The organism is Stenotrophomonas bentonitica, from assembly GCF_002887735.1.
In the GTDB taxonomy this organism is placed as follows: Bacteria; Pseudomonadota; Gammaproteobacteria; order Xanthomonadales; family Xanthomonadaceae; genus Stenotrophomonas; species Stenotrophomonas bentonitica_A.
In genome coordinates, this window is sequence record NZ_PKQP01000007.1 from 146,204 (window position 1) to 166,024 (window position 19,821).

The window sequence follows — 19,821 nt, forward strand, 5'->3', positions numbered from 1 at the left end:
CGCGGACCATCCACCCGCCCCCCGCGGGTGGCATGGTGTTTCCCACGGACCCCGTCGGAGCGATCCCATGCCGTCCCTCCCCGAATACAGCGGCGGCTGCCAGTGCGGCGCGATCCGCTTCCACGTGGTCGGTGAGCTGACCCACAGCTCGATCTGCCACTGCCGGATGTGCCAGAAGGCGTTCGGCGCGTACTACGCCCCCCTGGTGTCGGTGCGTGGCAGCGAGTTCCGCTGGACCCGCGGCGAGCCCCGGCGTTTCCAGTCCTCCAACATGGTCCAGCGCGGCTTCTGCGCCGACTGTGGCACCCCGTTGACCTACGAAGCCCCGGATGGGGTGGCGATCGCGGCGGGCGCTTTCGACGAGCCGGCCCGCCTGCCGCCGACGATCCAGTACGGGATCGAAGCCAAGCTGCCCTTCGTGGACCGCCTGGGCTCGCTGAGCGCGTTGCGCAGCGAGGAGGATGCCGAGGCCGGCGACTTCCTGCTGCATATCGTTTCCCACCAGCACCCCGACCACGACACCAGCGAGTGGCCACCCCGCTGAAGGCAGGCCGTGAACGCCCCCCGTGAACGCCCGGCAGGGCAGGGTGGGCCTTGATGCTCTACCATTACCAACCCCTTTACCGGTCCCGCCCCCCGCAATGAGCAAGCAAAGCCAGTGGATCGTCGGCGTCAACGCCGTCGCCTCTTCGATCGAGAATGATGCCGAGAACGTCCGCGAGGTCCTCATCGAGGCCGGTGCGAAGAATCCGCGTCTGACCGAGATCGAGGAAAACGCACGCCGCAAGGGCATCGACGTGCGCAAGGTGAACACCCAGGCGCTGGACGGTGTGGGCGGTTCGGTGCGTCACCAGGGCGTGGCGGCGCGCTACCAGGCCGCGCGGACCTGGGGCGAGAACGAACTGGAAGGGCTGGTCGAAGCGGCCGAGGGCAAGGCCCTGCTGCTGATCCTTGATGAAGTGCAGGATCCGCACAATCTCGGCGCCTGCCTGCGCAGCGCAGCGGCCGCCGGTGCCACGGCGGTGATCATTCCCAAGGACAAGTCGGCCTCGGTCAACGCGACCGTGCGCAAGACCTCGGCCGGCGCGGCCGACCGTATTCCGGTCGTGCAGGTGACCAACCTCTCGCGCTGCCTGAAGGACCTGCAGAAGCTGGGCGTGTGGATCTACGGCCTGGCCGGTGAAGCCACCGAGTCGCTGTACGCGATCGACCTCAAGGGCAACGTGGCGCTGGTGCTGGGCGGCGAAGCCGACGGCCTGCGCCGCCTGACCCGTGAAAACTGCGATGGCCTGGTCAAGATTCCGATGCCGGGCGATATCGAGAGCCTGAACGTCTCCGTCGCCACCGGCGTGAGCCTGTTCGAGGCCGTCCGCCAGCGCGGCCTGTAATCCCCGCGCGCGGGGGTAGAGCCGACCGTTGGTCGGCTGCCGACCCACCCACGTAGAGCCGACCGTTGGTCGGCTGCCGTCCGCCCGCGTAGAGCAGCCGACCAACGGTCGGCTCTACCCCCCGGCGTCAGCCTGCGCTGCCGCCCAATGCCTTGAACAACGTCACATCGTTGATCAACTGTCGCTGCCTTACCGAGGCCAGCGACAGCTCCGCATCACGCCGGGTCTGCTGCGCTTCCAGCCAGGTGCGCAGGTCGGTGGCGCCGACCCGGTAGCGCACTTCATACATCCGCTCGATCTCGACCGCTTCGTCGTAGGACGCCTGCGAGGCTGCCACCTGGGTGGCGAACTGCGTGCGCGCCGACAAGGCGTTGTCCACCTCCGACAGCGCGGTGTACAGCGTGCGGCGGAAGCCGTTGGCCGCGATCTGATAATCCGTGCCGGCCAGCCGGGTGTTCAACTGCGCCTGCCGCACGTTGAGGAACGGCAGCGACAGCCCGGCGCCGAGCGTGGCGACCGGATTCTTCAGCACGTCCGACAGCGAGGTGGCGCCCGTACCCACGCTGCCGGTAAGGCTCAGCGCCGGGTAGTACTGGGTCGCGGTCACCTTGATGGTCTTCAGGCTGTTGCGCAGCCGCAGCTCGGCCGCGCGCAGGTCGGGCCGGCGGCCGAGCAGATCGGCCGGCAGGCCTTCGGCGATCACCGGGCTGGCCACGCGCTGCAGCTGTTGCGGCTCGTCGGCCACGGCCAGCGGCTGCCCATCCAGCAGTACGGTCAGCGCATTGCGCGCGGCAACGCGTTGCTGCACCAGCGCACTCTGCGCGGCACGCTGTGCCTCCAGGCTCTGGGCGGCCTGGCGCACGTCCAGCCGCGAGACCGCACCTGCATCGAAGCGGGCCTGGACCAGCTCGCGGGTGCGCTGCAGGCGCTCCAGGTTGGCCTGGCCGGCGGCAATGGACTGGTTGAGGAAGGCCAGCGTCCAGTACTGCGTGGCCACGTCGCTGATCACCAGCAGCGCGGTGTTCTGCAGGTCTTCCTGGCTGGCCTTGGCTTCCCACTGGGCGATGTCGCGTTGAGTGCGCAGGCGCCCCCACAGGTCGATCTCCCATTGCAGGGACACGCCGGCCGAGCTGCCGCGGTTCCAGTCCGCGCTCTGGTCGATGGGGCGGTTGCCGCTGCTGCTGACGCTGCCCGAGGGCTGCGGCCACAGCGCGTTGTCGGCCAGACCGGCCTGCAGGCGCGCGCGCTGCACGGCCAGCCCGGCCGAGGCCAGGTCCGTATTGGCGGCCAGGGCGCGATCAATCACGCGGTCCAGGCCGGGGTCACCAAACTGGGTCCACCAGGCATCGCTGCGGACATCGGCCGTCGCCGCATGCGGTTGTTCGGTCACCGCTTCGGTGGGGGTGTTCAACGTGGCATCGCCACGGCCATAGGTCGCAGGGACCGCCGGTGCATCGATCGGGTAGCGGCCGGTGCTGACACAGGCCGACAAGGCCAGTGCGGTCACGCAGGCCAGGACCAGTGGACGCAGCGAAGCGGGGTGCAGCAGAGCAGGAGAAATCTTCATTCGCGCGCCAGCGCCTCCACGGGATCAAGTTGGGCGGCATTGCGGGCCGGCAGGAAACCAAACGCCACGCCGATCAGGCTGGAGCAGGCAAAGGCGGCCACGATGGACGCGGTCGAGAACAGCATCTGGAAGTCCGGCGCGAACTTGCCGAACAGCCAGCCGACCACCAGCGACAGGCCGACGCCGAGCAGACCGCCGAGCAGGCACACCAGCACCGCCTCGATCAGGAACTGCTGGCGGATGTCGCTCTGCCGCGCGCCGACGGCCATGCGCACGCCGATCTCGCGGGTCCGTTCGGTCACCGAGACCAGCATGATGTTCATCACGCCGATGCCGCCGACCAGCAGCGCGATGGCGGCAATGGCACTGATCAGCAGGGTCATCGTGCGGGTCGTCTGTTCGATGGTCTGGCGGATCTCGGCGCTGTTGCTGAGGAAGAAATCCTCGGTGCCGTGGCGCATGATCAGCAGCTTGGAAATCGCGGCCTGCGCGGCATCCATCGGGGTGGCATCGTCCACGCGCACGGTGATGCTGGACACATGGCTCTGGCCCAGCATCCGCGACATCACCGTGGTGTACGGCACCCACACGCTCAGGCTGGTGCTGCCGCCGAAACCGAAGCTCTGCCGCTGCGCCACGCCGACCACGCGCACCGGCACGTTGCCGAGCAGGATCACCTGGCCCACCGGGTCCTCGCCATTGGGGAAGAACTGGGTGCGGGTGTTTTCGTCGATGATCGCCACCTGGGCCAGGCTGCGCACCGCATCGGTATCGAAGAAGCTGCCGGCGACCAGGGTCACGCCCTTGACCCGGAAGAACTGCTCGCCCACGCCGTTGACCTGCGCGGTGGCCGACTGGTTGCGGTAGCGCGCGGTCACCGAGGAGGAGACGCTCGGCGTGGCACTGTCGATATAGCTCTGCCGGCCCAGTGCATCGGCGTCGCTGGCCTTGAGGGTCTGTACGCGGGCCGAGCGCATGTCGCCGAACCCGCGCCCGGGATACACATCGATCGTATTGGTGCCCAGTGCGCTGATGTTCTGCAGGATCTGCTGCTGCGAGCCGTTGCCCATCGCCACCACCGAGACCACCGAAGCGATGCCGATGATGATGCCGAGCATGGTCAGGAAGGTGCGCAGGCGGTGGGCGTTCATCGCCAGCAGGGCCATGCGGAACGCTTCGGTGAAGCGGTCGCGCGCGGCCCGCCAGCTGTGGCCCTTGCCGGCGGCCACGGTGGGCTGGCGCTGCGCGCGGTAGTGCGGTGCATTCGGATTGGTGCGGTCGGCAATGATCTCGCCGTCGCGGATTTCGATGATGCGCTGGGCGTGTTCGGCCACGCTCATGTCGTGGGTCACGATGATGATGGTGTGGCCTTCGGCATGCAGCTCGCCGAGGATGCCCATCACTTCTTCGCCGGATCGGGTGTCCAGCGCGCCGGTCGGCTCATCGGCCAGGATCACCTCGCCACCGTTCATCAGCGCCCGAGCAATCGACACGCGCTGCTGCTGGCCACCAGACAACTGGCCGGGCTTGTGGTTCATGCGGTCGCCCAGGCCGAGCCGCTGCAGCAGCTGTTCGGCGCGTGCGGTGCGCACCGGGCCGGGGCTGCCGGCGTACACGGCCGGCACGGCGACATTGCCGCGCGCATCCAGATCGCCGAGCAGGTGGTAGCGCTGGAAGATGAAACCGAAATGCTCTCGGCGCAGTTCGGCCAGCTCGTCCGGCTCCATGCGGCCGGTCTCGCGGCCGGCGACCTGGTAACTGCCACGGGTCGGCCGATCCAGGCAGCCGAGGATGTTCATCAGCGTGGACTTGCCCGAACCGGACTGGCCAACGATGGCCACCATCTCGCCGGCGGCGATGTCCAGATTGACATCGCGCAGCACTGCGATGGTCTCATCGCCCGCCGGAAATTCGCGGCGCAGGTCGCGCAGCCGCAGCAGCGGCGTGCCCGTCGAGGCGCTGCTCATCGGCGCGGCCCGCCCATGCCGGGGCCGCCGATCCGCACCGTGCTGCCGCCGCGGTTGCCGCCACCGGTGCCCTGCAGGCCGCCGCCTTCGCCGACGATCACCTTGTCGCCCTCGGCCAGCCCGGACAGCACCTCGGCATTGGCGCCGTTGTTGATGCCGATCTTGACCTTGCGCGGCGCCGGCATGCCATCGGCATCGGCCACGCGCACCATGTACTGCCCGTCGCGGGTCTTGGGGCCGAGTGCAACGGCCGGGATGATCAGCACGTCCTTGGCCTGCTTGAGCATCACCGAGACCTGCGCGGTCATGTCGATGCGCAGCGTGCCGTCGGGGTTTTCCACGTCGAACAGCGCGTTGTAGTACACCGCCGTGCTGGAACTGGAACTGGACGAGCTGGAGCTGCTCGAGCTGTCGTTGGCGATCGAGGCCGGCGCCGGATTGATCTGGCGCAGCGTGGCGTGGAACTTGCGGTCCGGCTCACCCAGCGTGGTGAAGTACACCGGCATGCCGGCCTTGATCTTGACCACGTCCGCTTCGGAAACTTCGGCATTGACCGTGACCAGGTCCAGGCGGGCCAGCATCACGATGGTCGGCGCGGTCTGGTTGGCGTTGACGGTGCGGCCTTCTTCGGCGACCACGGCGACCACGGTGCCGTCCATCGGCGCGGTGATGCGGGTGTAGGCCAGGTTGGCGCGGGCGGTGCCCAGTTCGGTTTCGCGGCCCTTGATCTGTGCATCGAAGGACTGGATCTGGGCACGCGCGGTCCTGAGCTGGGCGTCGGCCGCATCGAACTCGGCGCGCGAAGTGGCCTCGGCGGCGAGCATCTGCTGCTGGCGGGCGAACTCCAGCTCGGCTTCGCGCAGGCTGGCCTGCTGCACCGCGCGCTGCGCCTTGACCTGGTCCAGCGAGGCCTGGGCATTGAGCACCTGGTTCTGCTGGGTGGTGGCGTCGATCTCGGCGATCAGGTCGCCTTCCTTGACCGTATCGCCGAGCTGGACTTTCAATGATTTGATCTGGCCGGAGGCCTGTGCGCCGACACTGACCAGCTTGTAGGCGTCGATCACGCCGGTGGCTTCCACGGTCTGTTCGATGTCGCCGCGGCTGACCGGTGACGTGGCCAGGGTGGGGGCGGCCGGCTTGCGCAGCATCCATGCCACAATCGCGGCGATCAGGATGACGACCACGAGCAACAGCAGCAGACGGGCACGGCGGGTTCTGGGCAAACGGGGCTTCACGATGATCGTCAACTCGGCAGGCCGGTGCATCGGCGTTGTCAGCATTGTGAAGATCGTTCACCGCCGGCTCAATGCTCGCCGTGTACCAAGATGTATCCCTGCGGTGCACAGGGCGTTTCGTTATGTATCTGCATGACCCTTTGAAACAGACGTACGCAAACCATGAGATGCGGTTCAGCTCCCGACAGGGGATGATCACCGCATGGAGACTGCCAACAGCATGCATAGACTGCTGATCGTCGATGACGACAACGATATCCGCCAGCTGCTCGCCGAGCAGCTCGGCCGCGCCGGTTACCTGGTGAGCACTGCCGGCGATGGCCACGGCATGCGCCAGCTGCTGGAGCGCGAGCACGTGGACCTGATCGTGCTCGACCTCAACCTGCCGCGCGAAGACGGCCTGACCCTGTGCCGCGATCTGCGTGCGCGTTCGAGCACGCCGGTAATCATGTTGACCGCGCGCAGCGAGCCGATCGACCGCGTGCTGGGCCTGGAGATGGGTGCCGACGATTACCTGGCCAAGCCGTTCGAGCCGCGCGAACTGCTTGCCCGCATCCGCAACGTGCTGCGTCGCACCGAGGCGCTGCCGGCCAACCTGGAGCCGCTGGCGATCCGCCGCGCGCGCTTCTCCAGCTGGATATTCGATCTGGAACATCGCCACCTGGTCGATCCCGACGGGCGAGTGGTGGTGCTGTCCGGCGCCGAGTTCCGCCTGCTGCGCGTCTTCGTCGGGCATGCCAACAAAGTGCTGTCCCGCGAGCAGTTGGTCTCGCTGAGCAGCGGCCGCAACTACGAGTCGCAGGACCGCGCGATCGACCTGCAGGTCAGCCGCCTGCGCAACAAGCTGGCCGATGACGGGGGCAGCGATGGCCTGATCAAGACCGTGCGCAACGAAGGCTATGTGCTTGCGGCGGCGGTCACCCTGGAATGACACGCCTGCGCCGTTTCTTTTCCTCGATGGTGGGACGATTGTTCGTCATCCTGCTGCTGGGCATGAGCGTGGCCGCGATCGGCGCGACCATGCTGGCCAGCACCAAGCGCCAGCAGGAATTCGAACGGCAGAATCTCAACCGCATCGCTGATCGCCTGCAGGGCTTCGTGAACCTGCTCGACGGCAATCCGGAACTGCGCGAGCGCCTTCTCGGCAGTGGCGGGCCGAGCGTGCGCCAGTTGCCCGAGGGCGCCCGCATCGGCCGGCCCGACGCGGCGTTGATGGAGATCCTCGATGACCGGCCCGGGCCGGTGGCGAGCAGCCAGGTCGCCTTCACCTCCTTCCGCTCCTGCCTGCCGCGGCTGCCGGAACTGCTGCCGCCGCCGCGCGACAAGGAAAAGATGCGGCATCCGCCGCGTGAGCGTGACCCGTCTTTCATTCCGCCCAAGTGCCGTGTGGTGACCCTGCAGCTGAGCGATGGCACCCCGCTGCGGCTGGCGCTGGATTCCCCGGCGGTTGCGCATAACGGCGTGCTTGCCGTGGACCCGCTGTTCCTGACCCTGCTGGTGGTGGCGATCGCGATCCTTGCCTACATCGTGGCGCGGATGGCCAGTGCACCGCTGCAGCGCTTGGCTGATGCCGCCGCGGCGCTGGGCGATGACCTGCAGGGCGCGCCGATGCCGGTGACCGGCCCGTTCGAGGTCCGCCGCGCCGCGGAGGCGTTCAACGCCATGCAGAAACGCCTGCAGCGCCACCTCGGTGAACGCACCCAGATGCTGGCGGCGATCACCCACGACCTGCAGACCCCGGTGACCCGCCTGCGCCTGCGGCTGGAGAACGTCACCGACGAGACCCTGCGTGAGCGCCTGATCGGCGACCTGGCCGCGATGCAGGCTCTGATCCGCGAAGGCCTGGAGCTGGCCCGTAGCGCCGAGAGCGCCGAACAGCGGGCCGCGCTGGACCTGGATTCGCTGCTGGAAAGCATCGTGGAAGATGCCGCCGAGGCCGGTGGGGATGTGCGCTTCGAGCAGCCGAGCGGGGCGGTGCTGATGCTGCGGCCGCTGGCGATGCATCGCCTGTTCTCCAACCTGGTCGACAACGCGGTGATGTATGGCCAGACCGCACGGGTGCGCGTGAAGCAATCCGGGCAGGACGTCGAGGTCCGCATCCGCGACAGCGGCCCCGGCCTGGCCGAGGATGAGCTGGAAGCGGTCTTCGACCCGTTCGTGCGGTTGGAAACCTCGCGTTCGCGCCAGACCGGCGGGGCCGGGCTGGGGCTGACCATCGCCCGCGCACTGGCCGAGAAGGATGGGGCAAGCCTGCACCTGCGCAACCATCCGCAGGGCGGGCTGGAGGCCATCGTGCGCTGGAGCTCGCCGGCGCGGGCCCCGGCCGGATCCCGCGGCGGCTGACGCCGGCTCCCCCAAAACGCAAGGATTTGCCTACTATGGGCATCTCTTTCCAGCGTCTCCCCCATGAGAGCGTACGACTCTGCCAGCCCCCGCGCTGGTGCACGGCCGTTCCCCCCATGCGCACAGCGCCTGCCCAAGGCTGATCCATACGGATGAGCGATCGGGGGGGCAGGAACCGGTGGCGGCCGGCACAACTGAAGTTCCCGGGCATGCCGACCCTGCAGGCGGCTGCGCTGTAGCTGATGCTGCTGTGCGTGGTCCCGTGGTCGCTCTCGGCCCAAGATGGCCCGCCGCCGCTGCGTGACTATGCGATCGATGTCTGGACCTCGCGCAACGGGCTGCCGCACAACTCGCTGCGCGACATCGCCCAGACCCCGGAAGGGCATCTGTGGTTCGCCACCTGGGAAGGCCTGGTCCGCTACAACGGGCTGGATTTCACGGTATTCGACCGCAGCACCACGCCGGGCCTGCGCGACAACGGCGTCGGCGCGCTGCTGGTGGACCGCAGTGGCGGGCTGTGGATCAGTGATTCGCGCGGCAATGTGACCCGGCGCGGCGCGGACGGCCGCTGGCAGGTCTGGGAGCATCGCCCCGATACCCCGCAGGTGCTGATCCAGGCGATGCAGATGGACAGCCACGGGCGGCTGTGGCTGCTGTACGAAGGCAAGGGTATCGGCAGCCTGGGCCCGGACGGCACGTTCGACTATCAGACGCCGCCGGCCGACGTGCCGATGGCGATGAGTTTCACCAAGCTGGTGGTGGATGCGCAGGACCGGGTCTGGGTTGGCACGCTGGACGGCCTGGTCGTGCGCGACACCGATGGCGTGCAGCGCCGCGCGCCGGACAGCTGGGGACTGGGGCGCGGCCTGGTATGGCCGTACCGCGCGCCCGATGGGGTGATGTGGGTGGTGGCCGGTGAGCGCATCTACCGCATGCAGGATGGGGCGCCGCTGCTGCAGCACCGCCTGCCGGGGGTGACCCACATCACTGCGATGCTGCAGGACCGCCACGGCGACCTGTGGCTGGGCACCGAGAACCAGGGCCTGCTGCGCTTGTCGCGGCACGGGCTGGAGCGGTTGCCGACCGGGCTGTCGCTGCCCGGGGGGCGCGTGGTCAGCCTGCGCGAAGACGCCGAGGGCAGCATCTGGGTGGGCGCCAATGGCGGCCTGTACCGCTTGCGCGAAACTTTGTTCAGCAGCTTCACCGAGCGCGACGGGCTCAGCGGCGACTACGTGCGCACGGTGTTCGAGGATCGCCTGCGCCAGCTCTGGATCGGCAGCGCCAGCGGCCTGGACCGGCGCGACGCGCAGGGGCGCTTCAGCCCGGTGCCGCTGCGCAACAACGTTGGCAAGAGCCCATCGGTGCTGAGCCTGGCCCAGGATCGTGAGGGCAGGTTGTGGGTCGGCACGTTCGGCGACGGCATCTTCCAGATCAACGAACAGGGCCAGCGCCTGCACGTCTACGGCAACGCCGAAGGGCTGCCGGGCGGCAACATCCGCGCGATCAGCATCGACCGCGACGGGGTCGTCTGGGCCGGGACCCAGAAAGGCGTGATCCGCATCGAGGCCGGCCAGGTCGGGCAGCCGGCGATTCCCGGCATGCCGACCGGGCTGATCACCGCGCTGGCGCATGATGCTGAGGGCGGGCTGTGGATCGGCACCATCGAGGGCATCCGGGTGCTGCGCGGCGACCGGGTGCAGGCCATCGACCTGCAGCGCCTGGGCGGCGGGCGCAGCGTGTTCGGCTTCCAGCAGATCGGCGATGCGATGTGGATCAGCACCGACCGCGGCCTGTACCGCTACCAGCAAGGCACGCTGGCGCGGGTCGGCCTGGAGCAGGGCATGCCGGTGGACACCGTGTTCCAGCTGGTGCCCGACCGGGTCGGCAATGTCTGGATCAGCAGCAACCGCGGCGTGCTGCGCACCGACATGGCGATGCTCAATGCCGTCGCTGACGGGCGCGCCGCGCGGGTGGAGGTCGAGCATTACAACGAGATCGACGGCATGGCCAATTCACAGGCCAACGGCAGCTCCGGGCCATCGGCGATCCTGCGTCAGGACGGCACGTTCTGGGTGGTGACCGCTGGTGGCCTGAGCATGGTCGACCCGCTGCGGCTGCAGCGCTTCCGCGAGCGCCTGGCGCCGCCGGCGGTGATCGAGAGCGTGCAGGTCGATGGGGCGCCGCTGCATTGGCAGGGCAGCGACCATAATTCGATTCCCGGCGGGCGCCGCTTGAGCGTGAGTTACGTCGGGCTGAGCTATCTGCTTTCCGAGCGTATCCGCTACCGCACCCGCCTGGATGGCCTGGACAAAGGCTGGATCGAGCGCGGCCAGCAACGCAGCGTGGAGTTCATCGGCCTGCCGCCGGGCGACTACACGCTGCACGTGTCCGCTGCGCATCCGGGCGGTGCCTGGAGCGACAGTGAAGCGGTGTGGGAATTCACGGTGGAACCGTTCCTGTGGCAACGCCGCAGTGTGCAGCTGGTCGCCGCGCTGATGTTGCTGGCCGGGCTGATCGCGTTGTACCGGTATCTGATCAACCGTTACAAGGCCAGCAATGTACGGCTGGCACGGATGGTGAAGGAAGCGACGCTGGATCTGCAGACGCAGACGGTGAACCTGCAGGCGCTGAATCTGGAGAAGACAGAATTGGCTGACCGGCTGGCAGTGCAGGCCGAGGCCTTCGAGCGGCAGGCCCGCGAAGACGCCCTGACCGGGCTGCCCAACCGGCGCGCGTTCGATGAAGCGCTGGCGCGTGATTTCGCGCGCTCGCAGCGCAGCCACCACCCTCTGTGCCTGGTGGTGCTGGACATCGACCACTTCAAGGAAGTGAACGACCGGCACAGCCATTGGGTGGGCGATGTGGTGCTGGTGGAAGTGGCGCGGCTGCTGGCCTCGGCCTGCCGTGATTCGGACATGCCGGCGCGTACCGGCGGCGAAGAATTCGCGCTGCTGCTCAATGACACCCGCCTGGACGAAGCCGCCCAGGTCTGCGCGCGCCTGCGCGGGTTGTTCCATGACCACCCCGACTGGGCAGGCATCCCGGGGCTGACGGTGACCTTCAGCGCCGGCCTGGTCGAACTGGATGCCGCCGACCGCACGCCGATGCTGCTCTACCAGCGCGCCGACCGCGCGCTGTACCGGGCCAAGAGCGAAGGGCGCGACAGAACCGCTATCGGTTGATGCCGCTCAGGGGCGCGGCCAGCTGTTGGCGACCTTGCAGAACAGCTTGGCGGTCTGCTCGGTGTCATACACCGCGCTGTGCGCCTCATCGGCATCCCAGCCCAGCCCGGCTGCGGTGGCCGCGCGTGCCAGCACGGTCTGGCCATAGGCGATGCCGCCGAGGGTGACGGTGTCGAACACGCTGAAGGGGTGGAACGGGTTGCGCTTGTGGCCGGTCCGGTTGACCGCCGCATTGACGAAACCCAGGTCGAAGTGGGCGTTGTGCCCGACCAGGATCGCGCGCTGGCAGCCGTACTTCTTCATCGCCACCCGGATCGGTGCGAAGATGTGGTCCAGCGCGTCGCGCTCGACCTTGGCCAGCCGGAAGGGGTGGTCCAGGATGATGCCGGTGATCTCCAGCGACTTGGGATCGATCTCCAGGCCTTCGGCGGGTACCACATGGGCGCTGGCGGTCTGGCCGGGATAGAGCAGGCCGGTCTCGTCCATCTCGATCGGCACCGCGGCGATCTCCAGCAGGGCGTGGCGATCCGAGTCGAATCCGCCGGTCTCCACGTCCACCGCCACCGGCAGGAAGCCGCGGAAGCGGGTCGCCATCAAGCGCTGGGCGGCAGCGGGCAGTGCGTCGGCAGCAGCCGGCGCGTCGGAGCGGGGGAGGTCGTCAGTCATCGCCCCAGTTTAGCAGAGCGACCTGTATGCCCCCCGCGCCCAGGCCAGTGCCGGCGTGCGCCCGCGGCCGCGGTGCAGCAGGTGATCCAGGCTCAACGGGCCGGCACCCTGCAGGGCCAGCGGCAGCAGCATGGCCATGAACAGCAGCGGCAGTTTGAAGTTGCCAAAGCCCTGGTCGGTGATGACATAGCCCATTGCCAGCTCGGCCAACCCATCCCAGTGCATCGGCCAGTGCACGGCGGCCGTGGCGACCACGGTCAGCACCAGCAGGCAGCTCGCGGCCAGGCGCGTGCCCAGCCCGAGCAGCAGGCACACCGCGCCGATCAGTTCGAACCAGGTGGCCAACTGCCAGTTGAGTGCGGCCGGCAGCTGGTCGAACGGGAATGGGAAGGCGTGCTGCAGGTCCTCGAACCAGTTCTGGCCGCGAAGTTTTTCGCGGCCGGACTCGAAATATTCCCAGCCCATCAGCAAGCGCAGGCCGAGCGGCGCGAACCACGGGCCGAGACGATCCAGCCGGTCGCGCAGGGCGACCAGATGCAGTGACTTCATGGAGGTACTTCCTTGGTGGAGGGGTCAGGAAACAGGCGCGGCAGGCCCGATCACGCCGCTGTCGTGGAACTGGCGCAGCAGGGCGGCGCCGGGCGAAAGCAGCGCATCGGCCGCCATGCCGTGCGCCTGCGCAAGCTGCTGCAGGCAAGTGGTGCCGGTACTGCCGGGATGCTGACCGATCAGCTCCAGCAGCTGCGCGGCCATCGGGCTGACGGCGGCGAAGCGGACCTGCCCGTCCGGGTCGCGCCGGACCAGCAACCCGGTCGGCTCGGGGCCGGGCTGCGCGGGCGCGTCATCGGTGCCGAGCCGGTGCACCGGCCAGCGATAGAGCAGGGGCCAGGCCAGGGGGGAGCGCTGCAGCGCCGCGTGCATCGGGTCCAGGCCGGGCGAGGGCGGCAGGGGGGACGCATCCCACTGGTAGAGGGCCGTTTCCACCCACTCGTAATGGGCCAGTTCGGCCAGTGCCGGATGGGGCAGCGTGGCCTGGTGCTGCAGCCACTGCACGAACTCGGCGGCCAGTTCGGTGAACAACGGGGTCTGCGCCGGGTGCGCCGCAAAGAAACGCCGGATGAGCGCAGACCACGCTGCCTCGCCAAGCAGGCGCACGCAGACCGGGAAGCCGTTGCCAAGCAGCCCGAGCACGTTGTTGAACACCAACCGCTGGTAGATGCCCAGCCGGCGTGCATCCAACCCTTCGGGCGCGGCAACCTGGGCCGGATCGCGCAGGTGCGCGGTGAGGGCTCGCTGCTGCGCGTGCAGACGCGCGGGGGCGTCAGTCATGCCGGCCTCCGGCATGAGCGGCCATCAGCTGGCGGATGGTGTGCAGCTCGCCACGCAGTTCGGCATACGGGGGGAAATTGAAATCCCGTTCCAGCAGAGTGGGGCGCGCGCCGATGCGGGCATAGGTGCGGGCGAGCAGCGCCCAGACCGGATCGATCACCGCGCTGCCGTGGGTATCGATCTTCAGGTCAGGGGCTTCATCGAGGTGACCGGCCACATGCAGGCAGACGATGCGCCCAGCCGGCAGCCCGGCAATGAAGGCGTCAGCGTCGTAGCCATGGTTGTAGGCGTTGACGTAGACGTTGTTGACGTCCAGCAGCAGGTCGCAATCGGCTTCGGCGAGCACCGCCGTGGTGAAGGCCAGTTCGTCCATGGCCGGCTCCGGGGCGAGGTAATAGGACACGTTCTCCACCGCGATGCGCCGGCCCAGCAGATCCTGCACCCGGGCGATACGCGCTGCGGTATGACGCACCGCTTCCTCGGTGAAGGGAATCGGCAGCAGGTCGTAGAGGTGGCCGTCATCGCTGCAGTAGCTCAGGTGTTCGCTGTACAGCGGCACCTTGTGCCGCTCCAGGAAGCGTCCCACCTGGTCGAGCAGGGTGGTATCCAGAGGCGCGGTGCTGCCCAGCGAAAGCGACAGCCCGTGGCAGGTGAGCGGGTGGCGCGTGGCCAGTTCGGCCAGTGCATCGCCGGCCGGCCCACCGACGCCCATCCAGTTTTCCGGCGCGCATTCGAGGAAGTCCAGATCACCCGCGGGCGCCTCGCGCAGGTCCTGCAGCAGGGCGCGGCGCAAGCCAAGTCCGGTCGCCGCCGCAGGCAGCGGCAACCGGGCCAGGCCCTTGGTGGGGAGGTCAGTGCCTGGCACCGCACTTGCCTTCGCCGCACTTGCCTTCCGCCGTCTTCTTGTCGCCACCGGCCGTTGCCTTGTCGCCGGCGGCCTTGCCCTTGTCGGCACCGCACTTGCCTTCCCCACACTTGCCTTCGGCGGTCTTGGCACCGGCGGTCGCGGCCTTGTCGCCCGCCGTGCTGCCGGCCTTGTCGCCGTGTGCACCACATTTTCCTTCGCCACACTTGCCTTCGGCCGCCTTGGTCGCCGCTTGGCCGGCCACCAGGTAGCCCTGGGCCAGGTCGGTCATGCTCAACGCGGACGCCGATGCGGTCACGCCCAGGCCGGCGGCCAGCGTAGCCGCTGCCAACAGGGACTGCGCGCGGGTAGGTGTGCTCATCGGGTGGATCTCCTTGCAAGGGGCCGGGGCCCGGGATGGCGGCGTGGGGGCAGCAGGTGCGGCCATGGTGGACCGGCCCGGCTCATCGAATCCTCACACAGGATTCAACGTTTCGTGAAGTGCAGTGCGTCATTCCCGGAGCGCCCGGACGCTCCGGCAACAAAAAAACCGCCACCCGAAGGCAGCGGCTTTTGCTTTCCGTTTTTTGAAGCACACGCTCAGACGTGATCGGTGCTGCTCGTCTCGTCGCGCTTCTCGCGCGGCGGCAGGGCCTGCTCGCCATGCACCAGGAACCACACGTTCTCGGCGATGTTGGTGGCATGGTCGCCCACGCGTTCCAGGTTCTTGGCCATGAACAGCAGATGGGTGCACGGGGTGATGTTGCGCGGGTCCTCCATCATGTACGTCAGCAGCTCGCGGAACAGCGCGGTGTACTGCGCGTCCAGGCGGGCATCGTCGTCGCGCAGTTCCAGCGCCGCGGCGGCGTCGTTGTCGCGGTAGGCTTCGATCGCACGGCGTACCTGCTGCGCGGCCAGCCGGCCCAGCGCACGCAGGCCCTGGATCTGCGGCAGCGGCGGCACCTTGCTCAGGGCGATCGAGCGCTTGGCCACGTTGGCGGCGTAATCACCGATGCGTTCGATGTCGGCCGGAATGCGCAGGCCGGCCAGGATCTCGCGCAGGTCGCGTGCCATCGGCCCGCGCAGCGCCAGGCGCATGACGTCGTGGCTGATGTGCTGCTCGAGCGCATCGATGGCTTCATCGTTGGCGATGATGCGCTGGGCCGCGTTCTCGTCGCGCTTCTCGATGACGTCCATGGACGCCTCCAGCTGGGCGACGGCCATCTCGCCCATGCGCACGATCTCGGCCACCAGGCGCTGCTGTTCTTCGTCGTAGCTCTTGACGATGTGGTCGTTGGGAAGATTCATGGTCTGCAATCCGGGTAGCGCCAGGCCATGCCTGGCTGGGACAGTTGGTGAGGGGACAGCACCGATCAACCGAAACGACCGGTGATGTAATCCTCGGTCTGCTGCTTGTTGGGCTGCGAGAAGATCACTTCGGTGCGGTCGTGTTCGATCAGGTCGCCCAGGTACATGAAGGCGGTGTAGTCGGATACGCGCGCGGCCTGCTGCATGTTGTGGGTCACGATGACGATCGTGTAGTCGTGCTTGAGCTCTTCCACCAGCTGCTCGATGCGGCTGGTGGAAATCGGGTCCAGCGCCGAGGTCGGCTCGTCGAGCAGCAGCACGTCCGGGCGCAGGGCCACGGCGCGGGCGATGCACAGGCGCTGCTGCTGGCCACCGGACAGGCCCAGCGCGCTCTGGTTGAGCTTGTCCTTCACCTCGTCCCACAGCGCGCCCTGGCGCAGGGCCTGTTCGACGCGGTCGGTCATCTCCGACTTGGAGAGCTTCTCGTGGTGGCGGATGCCGTAGGCCACGTTCTCGAAGATGGTCATCGGGAACGGCACCGGCTTCTGGAACACCATGCCGACCTTGCTGCGCAGGCGGTTCATCGGGTACTTCGGCGAGAGGATGTTCTCGCCATCCAGCAGCACTTCACCACGCGCTTCCAGCTTGGGGTACAGCGCGTAGATGCGGTTGAAGATGCGCAGCAGGGTGGACTTGCCGCAACCGGAGGGACCGATCAGCGCGGTGACGCGCTTTTCCGGAATCTCCAGGTCGATGCCCTTCAGCGCATGGAACTTGTCGTAGTAGAAATCCAGACCGCGCGCGGCCAGCTTGATCGGCGCCGGGGTCTGCAGGTTTTCATGCGAGGCCGGGACCACGATGCGCTGCATCGGCACGGCATTGGAGAGATCGTTCATGGCGATGTCCGTGGAAAGGTCAGTCATGGGAGATACGGTTGCGCAGCAGGATGCCGCGCGCGGAAAGGCTGACCAGCAGCACGAACACGGTCAGCACCAGCGCGCCGGCCCAGGCCAGCACCTGCCAGGATTCATACGGGCTGCCGGCGAACTGGTTCATCACCACCGGGACCGAGGCCATCGGCTGGAACACGTTGCTGTTCCAGTACTGGTTGCCGAAGGCGGTGAACAGCAGCGGCGCGGTTTCACCGGAGATGCGGGCCAGCGCCAGCAGGATGCCGGTCACGATGCCGGCGGCGGCGCTGCGGTACAGCACCTGCACGGTCACCTTCCACTGCGGGATACCCAGCGACAGCGCTGCTTCGCGCATCTGCGAGGGCACCAGGCGCAGCATTTCATCAGTGGTACGCACCACCACCGGCAGCACGATGAAGGCCAGCGAGAGCGCACCGGCGAAGGCCGAGAACTGGCCACCGGTCTGCATCACATACAGGGTGTAGACGAACAGGCCCAGCACGATCGACGGCGCCGAGAGCAGGATGTCGTTGACGAAACGGACCACCGTGCCGGCCTTGCGGAAGTTGCCGTACTCGGCCAGCCAGGTGCCGGCGAGCACGCCCAGCGGGGTGCCGATCGCGATCGCCAGGCCGCACATCACGGCACTGCCGAAGAACGCATTGGCCAGGCCGCCTTCCTGCATCGGCGGCGGTGTCATCTTGGTGAACAGGTCCAGGTTGATGCCGGCCAGGCCCTTGGAGGCCAGCGTCCACAGGATCCAGCCGAGGAAGAACAGGCCGAACAGCGCGGTCAGGCAGGACATCACCAGCGCGACCACGTTGACGATGCGGCGGCGCAGGTACAGCGGTTGGGCGTTGGCGGTGGACATCAGTTGCCCTCCTTGCGGGCCAGGCGCATCAGCATCAGGCGGGCGATCGCCAGCACCACGAAGGTCACGATGAACAGCACGAAGCCGAGCAGCAGCAGCGCCGAGCGGTAGGTTTCAGTGGCTTCGCCGAAATCGTTGGCGATCAGCGCGGCAATCGTGGTGCCCGGTTCCAGCAGCGACGGCGACAGGCGCACGCTGTTGCCGATCACGAAGGCCACCGCCATGGTTTCACCGAGCGCGCGGCCCAGGCCCAGGAAGATGCCGCCGATCACCGCCGAGCGGGTGTAGGGCAGCACGATGTCCCAGCTCACTTCCCACTTGGTGGAGCCCAGCGCGTAGGCCGATTCCTTCAGGCGGGTCGGCACGGTGAGGAACACTTCGCGCATCACCGAGGAGATGAAGGGGATCACCATGATCGCCAGCACGAAGCCGGCGGTGAGCACGCCGATGCCCAGCGGTGGGCCCTGGAACAGCGGGCCGATGATCGGCATCGTGCCCAGGTGGTCGTTGAGGAACGGGGTGACGTACTCGGTCATCACCGGCACCAGCACGAACAGGCCCCACATGCCATAGATGATCGAGGGGATACCGGCCAGCAGTTCGATGGCGGTACCGACCGGGCCACGCAGCCAGCGCGGGGCGACTTCGGTCAGGAAGAAGGCGATACCAAAGCTCACCGGGACGGCGATGACCATCGCGATCAGGGCGGTGACGAGGGTGCCGTAGATCGGTGCGAGCGCACCGAATTTGTTCTCGACCGGATTCCATTCGGACGAGTAGAAGAAGCTCAGGCCCTGCTCCTGCAGGGCATGGCGGCCGCCCCATAGCATGGAGAGCGCGGCGCAGGCCAGGGCGACCAGCACCAGGATGACGGTGGCGATCAGTACCCAGCGGAACAGTGTGTCGTTGCGGGCATCACGCAGGTCGCGGAGGGACGGTGCGGGAACAGGCTGGGCGATGGCATTCATGGCTGAGGCGGGGGCCCGAGTGGTGGTTCGGCAGGGTGGTGCGGCGAGGAAAGCGGGCCTGCGCTGTGCACAGGCCCGCTGTCTGGCTTACTTGAACTCGCTGGTCCAGTAGGCTTCGATCTGGGTGACCAGCTCGGCCGGCAGCGGCACGTAGTGCAGTTCGTTGGCCTGGGCCTGGCCCTTCTCGAAGGCCCACTTGAAGAACGCCAGGGTGTCCTTGCTGCGCTGGGCATCCTTGGGCTGCTTGTGCATCAGCATGAAATTGGTGGCGGTGATCGGCCATGCCTGGTCGCCCGGGGCATTGGTGATGACCAGGTTGAAGTCCTTGGCGCTGGCCCAGTCGGCGCTGGCGGCTGCCGCGGCGAAGGTTTCCGCGCTCGGCTGCACCCAGTTGCCGGCGGCGTTCTGCATCGAGGCGTACGGCATGCCGTTCTGCAGCGCGTAGGCCAGTTCGACGTAGCCGATCGAGCCCTTGATCTGCTTCACGTACGAGGCCACGCCTTCGTTGCCCTTGCCACCCACGCCGTCCGGCCACTGCACCGAGGTGCCTTCGCCGACCTTGCTCTTCCAGTCCGGGCTGACCTTGGAGAGGTAGTTGGAGAAGTTGAAGGTGGTGCCCGAGCCATCCGAACGGTGGACCAGGGTGATCTTGCCGTCGGGCAGCTTGACGCCCGGGTTGGCGGCGACGATGGCCGGGTCGTTCCAGGTCTTGACCTTGCCCAGGAAGATATCGGCCAGCAGGGCGCCGCTCAGGCGCAGCTTGCCGGCTTCCAGGCCGTCGATGTTGACCACCGGCACCACGCCACCGATCGCCGACGGGAACTGGCCGAGGCCGGCCTGGGCCAGCTCTTCGCTGCTCAGCGGCTTGTCGGAGGAACCGAAATCAACGGTGCCGGCCTTGATCTGGGCGATGCCACCACCGGAACCGATCGACTGGTAGTTGATCTTGGCGCCGGTGGCGGCGTTGTAGTCGGCCGACCACTTGGACACCAGCGGGAAAATGAAGGAGGCACCGGCGCCGGAAATCTCGGCGGTCAGGCGATCGCCAGCGGCCGGAGCGGCAGCGGGCGCATCGGTGGCCGGCGCGGCGGCTTGGCCTTCAGCGCCCGGCTTGCATGCGGAAAGACCCAGCGCGATGGCCAGGGAAAGGGCGGCGATGCTGGCCGTGTGCAGTTTCATGCGTCACTCCATAGCGGGATAAGGGCCGGTCTTTCCGGCGACGCGACTATGAAATGATGTTTT

The 19,821-nt window shown here is 67.8% G+C and carries 18 protein-coding genes; 5 read left to right on the forward strand and 13 right to left on the reverse strand.

From position 1 onward, the window contains the following. The first annotated feature begins 67 nt into the window (after positions 1–67). Positions 68–544, forward strand: a complete 477-nt coding sequence (locus C0R07_RS14060; protein WP_102789194.1) for a GFA family protein — start codon at positions 68–70, stop codon at positions 542–544. A 97-nt stretch (positions 545–641) separates the two neighbouring features. Then, the gene (rlmB, locus tag C0R07_RS14065) at positions 642–1,388 is read left to right on the forward strand and encodes a 23S rRNA (guanosine(2251)-2'-O)-methyltransferase RlmB (RefSeq protein WP_019184367.1); all 747 of its coding nucleotides are present in this window, start codon (positions 642–644) and stop codon (positions 1,386–1,388) included. A 127-nt stretch (positions 1,389–1,515) separates the two neighbouring features. Here the strand turns inward: rlmB and C0R07_RS14070 are convergent, their stop codons facing one another. Genes C0R07_RS14070 through C0R07_RS14080 form a run of 3 tightly spaced genes read right to left on the reverse strand, consistent with a single transcriptional unit; the run spans position 1,516 to position 6,187 of the window. Beyond that, on the reverse strand, positions 1,516–2,955 hold the full coding sequence (locus tag C0R07_RS14070) for an efflux transporter outer membrane subunit (protein WP_102789195.1): 1,440 nt from the start codon (positions 2,953–2,955) through the stop codon (positions 1,516–1,518). After that, complete coding sequence (locus C0R07_RS14075) at positions 2,952–4,922, reverse strand: MacB family efflux pump subunit (protein ID WP_102789196.1); 1,971 nt, start codon at positions 4,920–4,922, stop codon at positions 2,952–2,954. The genes C0R07_RS14070 and C0R07_RS14075 overlap by 4 nt, the downstream gene beginning before the upstream one ends. Then, positions 4,919–6,187: an efflux RND transporter periplasmic adaptor subunit gene (locus C0R07_RS14080; protein ID WP_070427566.1), complete on the reverse strand. Its 1,269-nt coding sequence runs from the start codon at positions 6,185–6,187 to the stop codon at positions 4,919–4,921. The genes C0R07_RS14075 and C0R07_RS14080 overlap by 4 nt, the downstream gene beginning before the upstream one ends. A gap of 172 nt (positions 6,188–6,359) precedes the next feature. Here C0R07_RS14080 and C0R07_RS14085 point away from each other — a divergent pair, with 172 nt between their 5' ends. From C0R07_RS14085 to C0R07_RS14095, 3 genes are all read left to right on the forward strand, one after another. Beyond that, positions 6,360–7,088 (forward strand): response regulator, encoded by a 729-nt coding sequence (locus C0R07_RS14085; protein ID WP_019185902.1) that lies wholly within the window; start codon positions 6,360–6,362, stop codon positions 7,086–7,088. Beyond that, positions 7,085–8,500, forward strand: coding sequence for a sensor histidine kinase (locus C0R07_RS14090; RefSeq protein WP_102789197.1), 1,416 nt, complete (start codon positions 7,085–7,087; stop codon positions 8,498–8,500). Before C0R07_RS14085 ends, C0R07_RS14090 begins: the two co-directional genes overlap by 4 nt. Positions 8,501–8,742: 242 nt before the next feature. Next, positions 8,743–11,682 (forward strand): ligand-binding sensor domain-containing diguanylate cyclase, encoded by a 2,940-nt coding sequence (locus tag C0R07_RS14095; RefSeq protein WP_102789198.1) that lies wholly within the window; start codon positions 8,743–8,745, stop codon positions 11,680–11,682. Between the two features lie 6 nt (positions 11,683–11,688). On the opposite strand, the gene rnt is transcribed toward C0R07_RS14095, so the two are convergent. The 10 genes from rnt to pstS all read right to left on the reverse strand — a co-directional run bounded on the left by rnt (position 11,689) and on the right by pstS (position 19,758). Continuing rightward, positions 11,689–12,276: a ribonuclease T gene (gene rnt, locus C0R07_RS14100; RefSeq protein WP_046272216.1), complete on the reverse strand. Its 588-nt coding sequence runs from the start codon at positions 12,274–12,276 to the stop codon at positions 11,689–11,691. Between the two features lie 81 nt (positions 12,277–12,357). After that, positions 12,358–12,897 (reverse strand): HvfX family Cu-binding RiPP maturation protein, encoded by a 540-nt coding sequence (locus C0R07_RS14105; RefSeq protein ID WP_070471817.1) that lies wholly within the window; start codon positions 12,895–12,897, stop codon positions 12,358–12,360. A 24-nt stretch (positions 12,898–12,921) separates the two neighbouring features. Then, a complete protein-coding gene (locus C0R07_RS14110; RefSeq protein WP_102789231.1) occupies positions 12,922–13,677 on the reverse strand; it encodes an HvfC family RiPP maturation protein in 756 nt (251 codons plus the stop codon). Then, positions 13,670–14,542 (reverse strand): HvfB family MNIO-type RiPP peptide maturase, encoded by an 873-nt coding sequence (locus C0R07_RS14115; RefSeq protein WP_428991908.1) that lies wholly within the window; start codon positions 14,540–14,542, stop codon positions 13,670–13,672. Before C0R07_RS14115 ends, C0R07_RS14110 begins: the two co-directional genes overlap by 8 nt. Then, entirely contained in the window at positions 14,529–14,903 is a 375-nt protein-coding gene (locus tag C0R07_RS14120) for an HvfA family oxazolone/thioamide-modified RiPP metallophore (protein WP_102789199.1), read from the reverse strand. The genes C0R07_RS14115 and C0R07_RS14120 overlap by 14 nt, the downstream gene beginning before the upstream one ends. Positions 14,904–15,121: 218 nt before the next feature. Beyond that, positions 15,122–15,829 carry a phosphate signaling complex protein PhoU gene (gene phoU, locus C0R07_RS14125; RefSeq protein ID WP_019185895.1) on the reverse strand — a complete coding sequence of 236 codons (708 nt, stop codon included), beginning with the start codon at positions 15,827–15,829 and terminating at the stop codon, positions 15,122–15,124. Positions 15,830–15,894: 65 nt separating this feature from the next. Beyond that, the gene (gene pstB, locus C0R07_RS14130) at positions 15,895–16,725 is read right to left on the reverse strand and encodes a phosphate ABC transporter ATP-binding protein PstB (protein WP_019185894.1); all 831 of its coding nucleotides are present in this window, start codon (positions 16,723–16,725) and stop codon (positions 15,895–15,897) included. Positions 16,726–16,744: 19 nt separating this feature from the next. Then, positions 16,745–17,611: a phosphate ABC transporter permease PstA gene (pstA, locus tag C0R07_RS14135; RefSeq protein WP_102789200.1), complete on the reverse strand. Its 867-nt coding sequence runs from the start codon at positions 17,609–17,611 to the stop codon at positions 16,745–16,747. Then, on the reverse strand, positions 17,611–18,579 hold the full coding sequence (pstC, locus tag C0R07_RS14140) for a phosphate ABC transporter permease subunit PstC (RefSeq protein ID WP_019185892.1): 969 nt from the start codon (positions 18,577–18,579) through the stop codon (positions 17,611–17,613). The genes pstA and pstC overlap by 1 nt, the downstream gene beginning before the upstream one ends. 87 nt (positions 18,580–18,666) lie before the next feature. Then, on the reverse strand, positions 18,667–19,758 hold the full coding sequence (gene pstS / locus C0R07_RS14145; protein WP_070471809.1) for a phosphate ABC transporter substrate-binding protein PstS: 1,092 nt from the start codon (positions 19,756–19,758) through the stop codon (positions 18,667–18,669). Positions 19,759–19,821 lie beyond the last annotated feature (63 nt).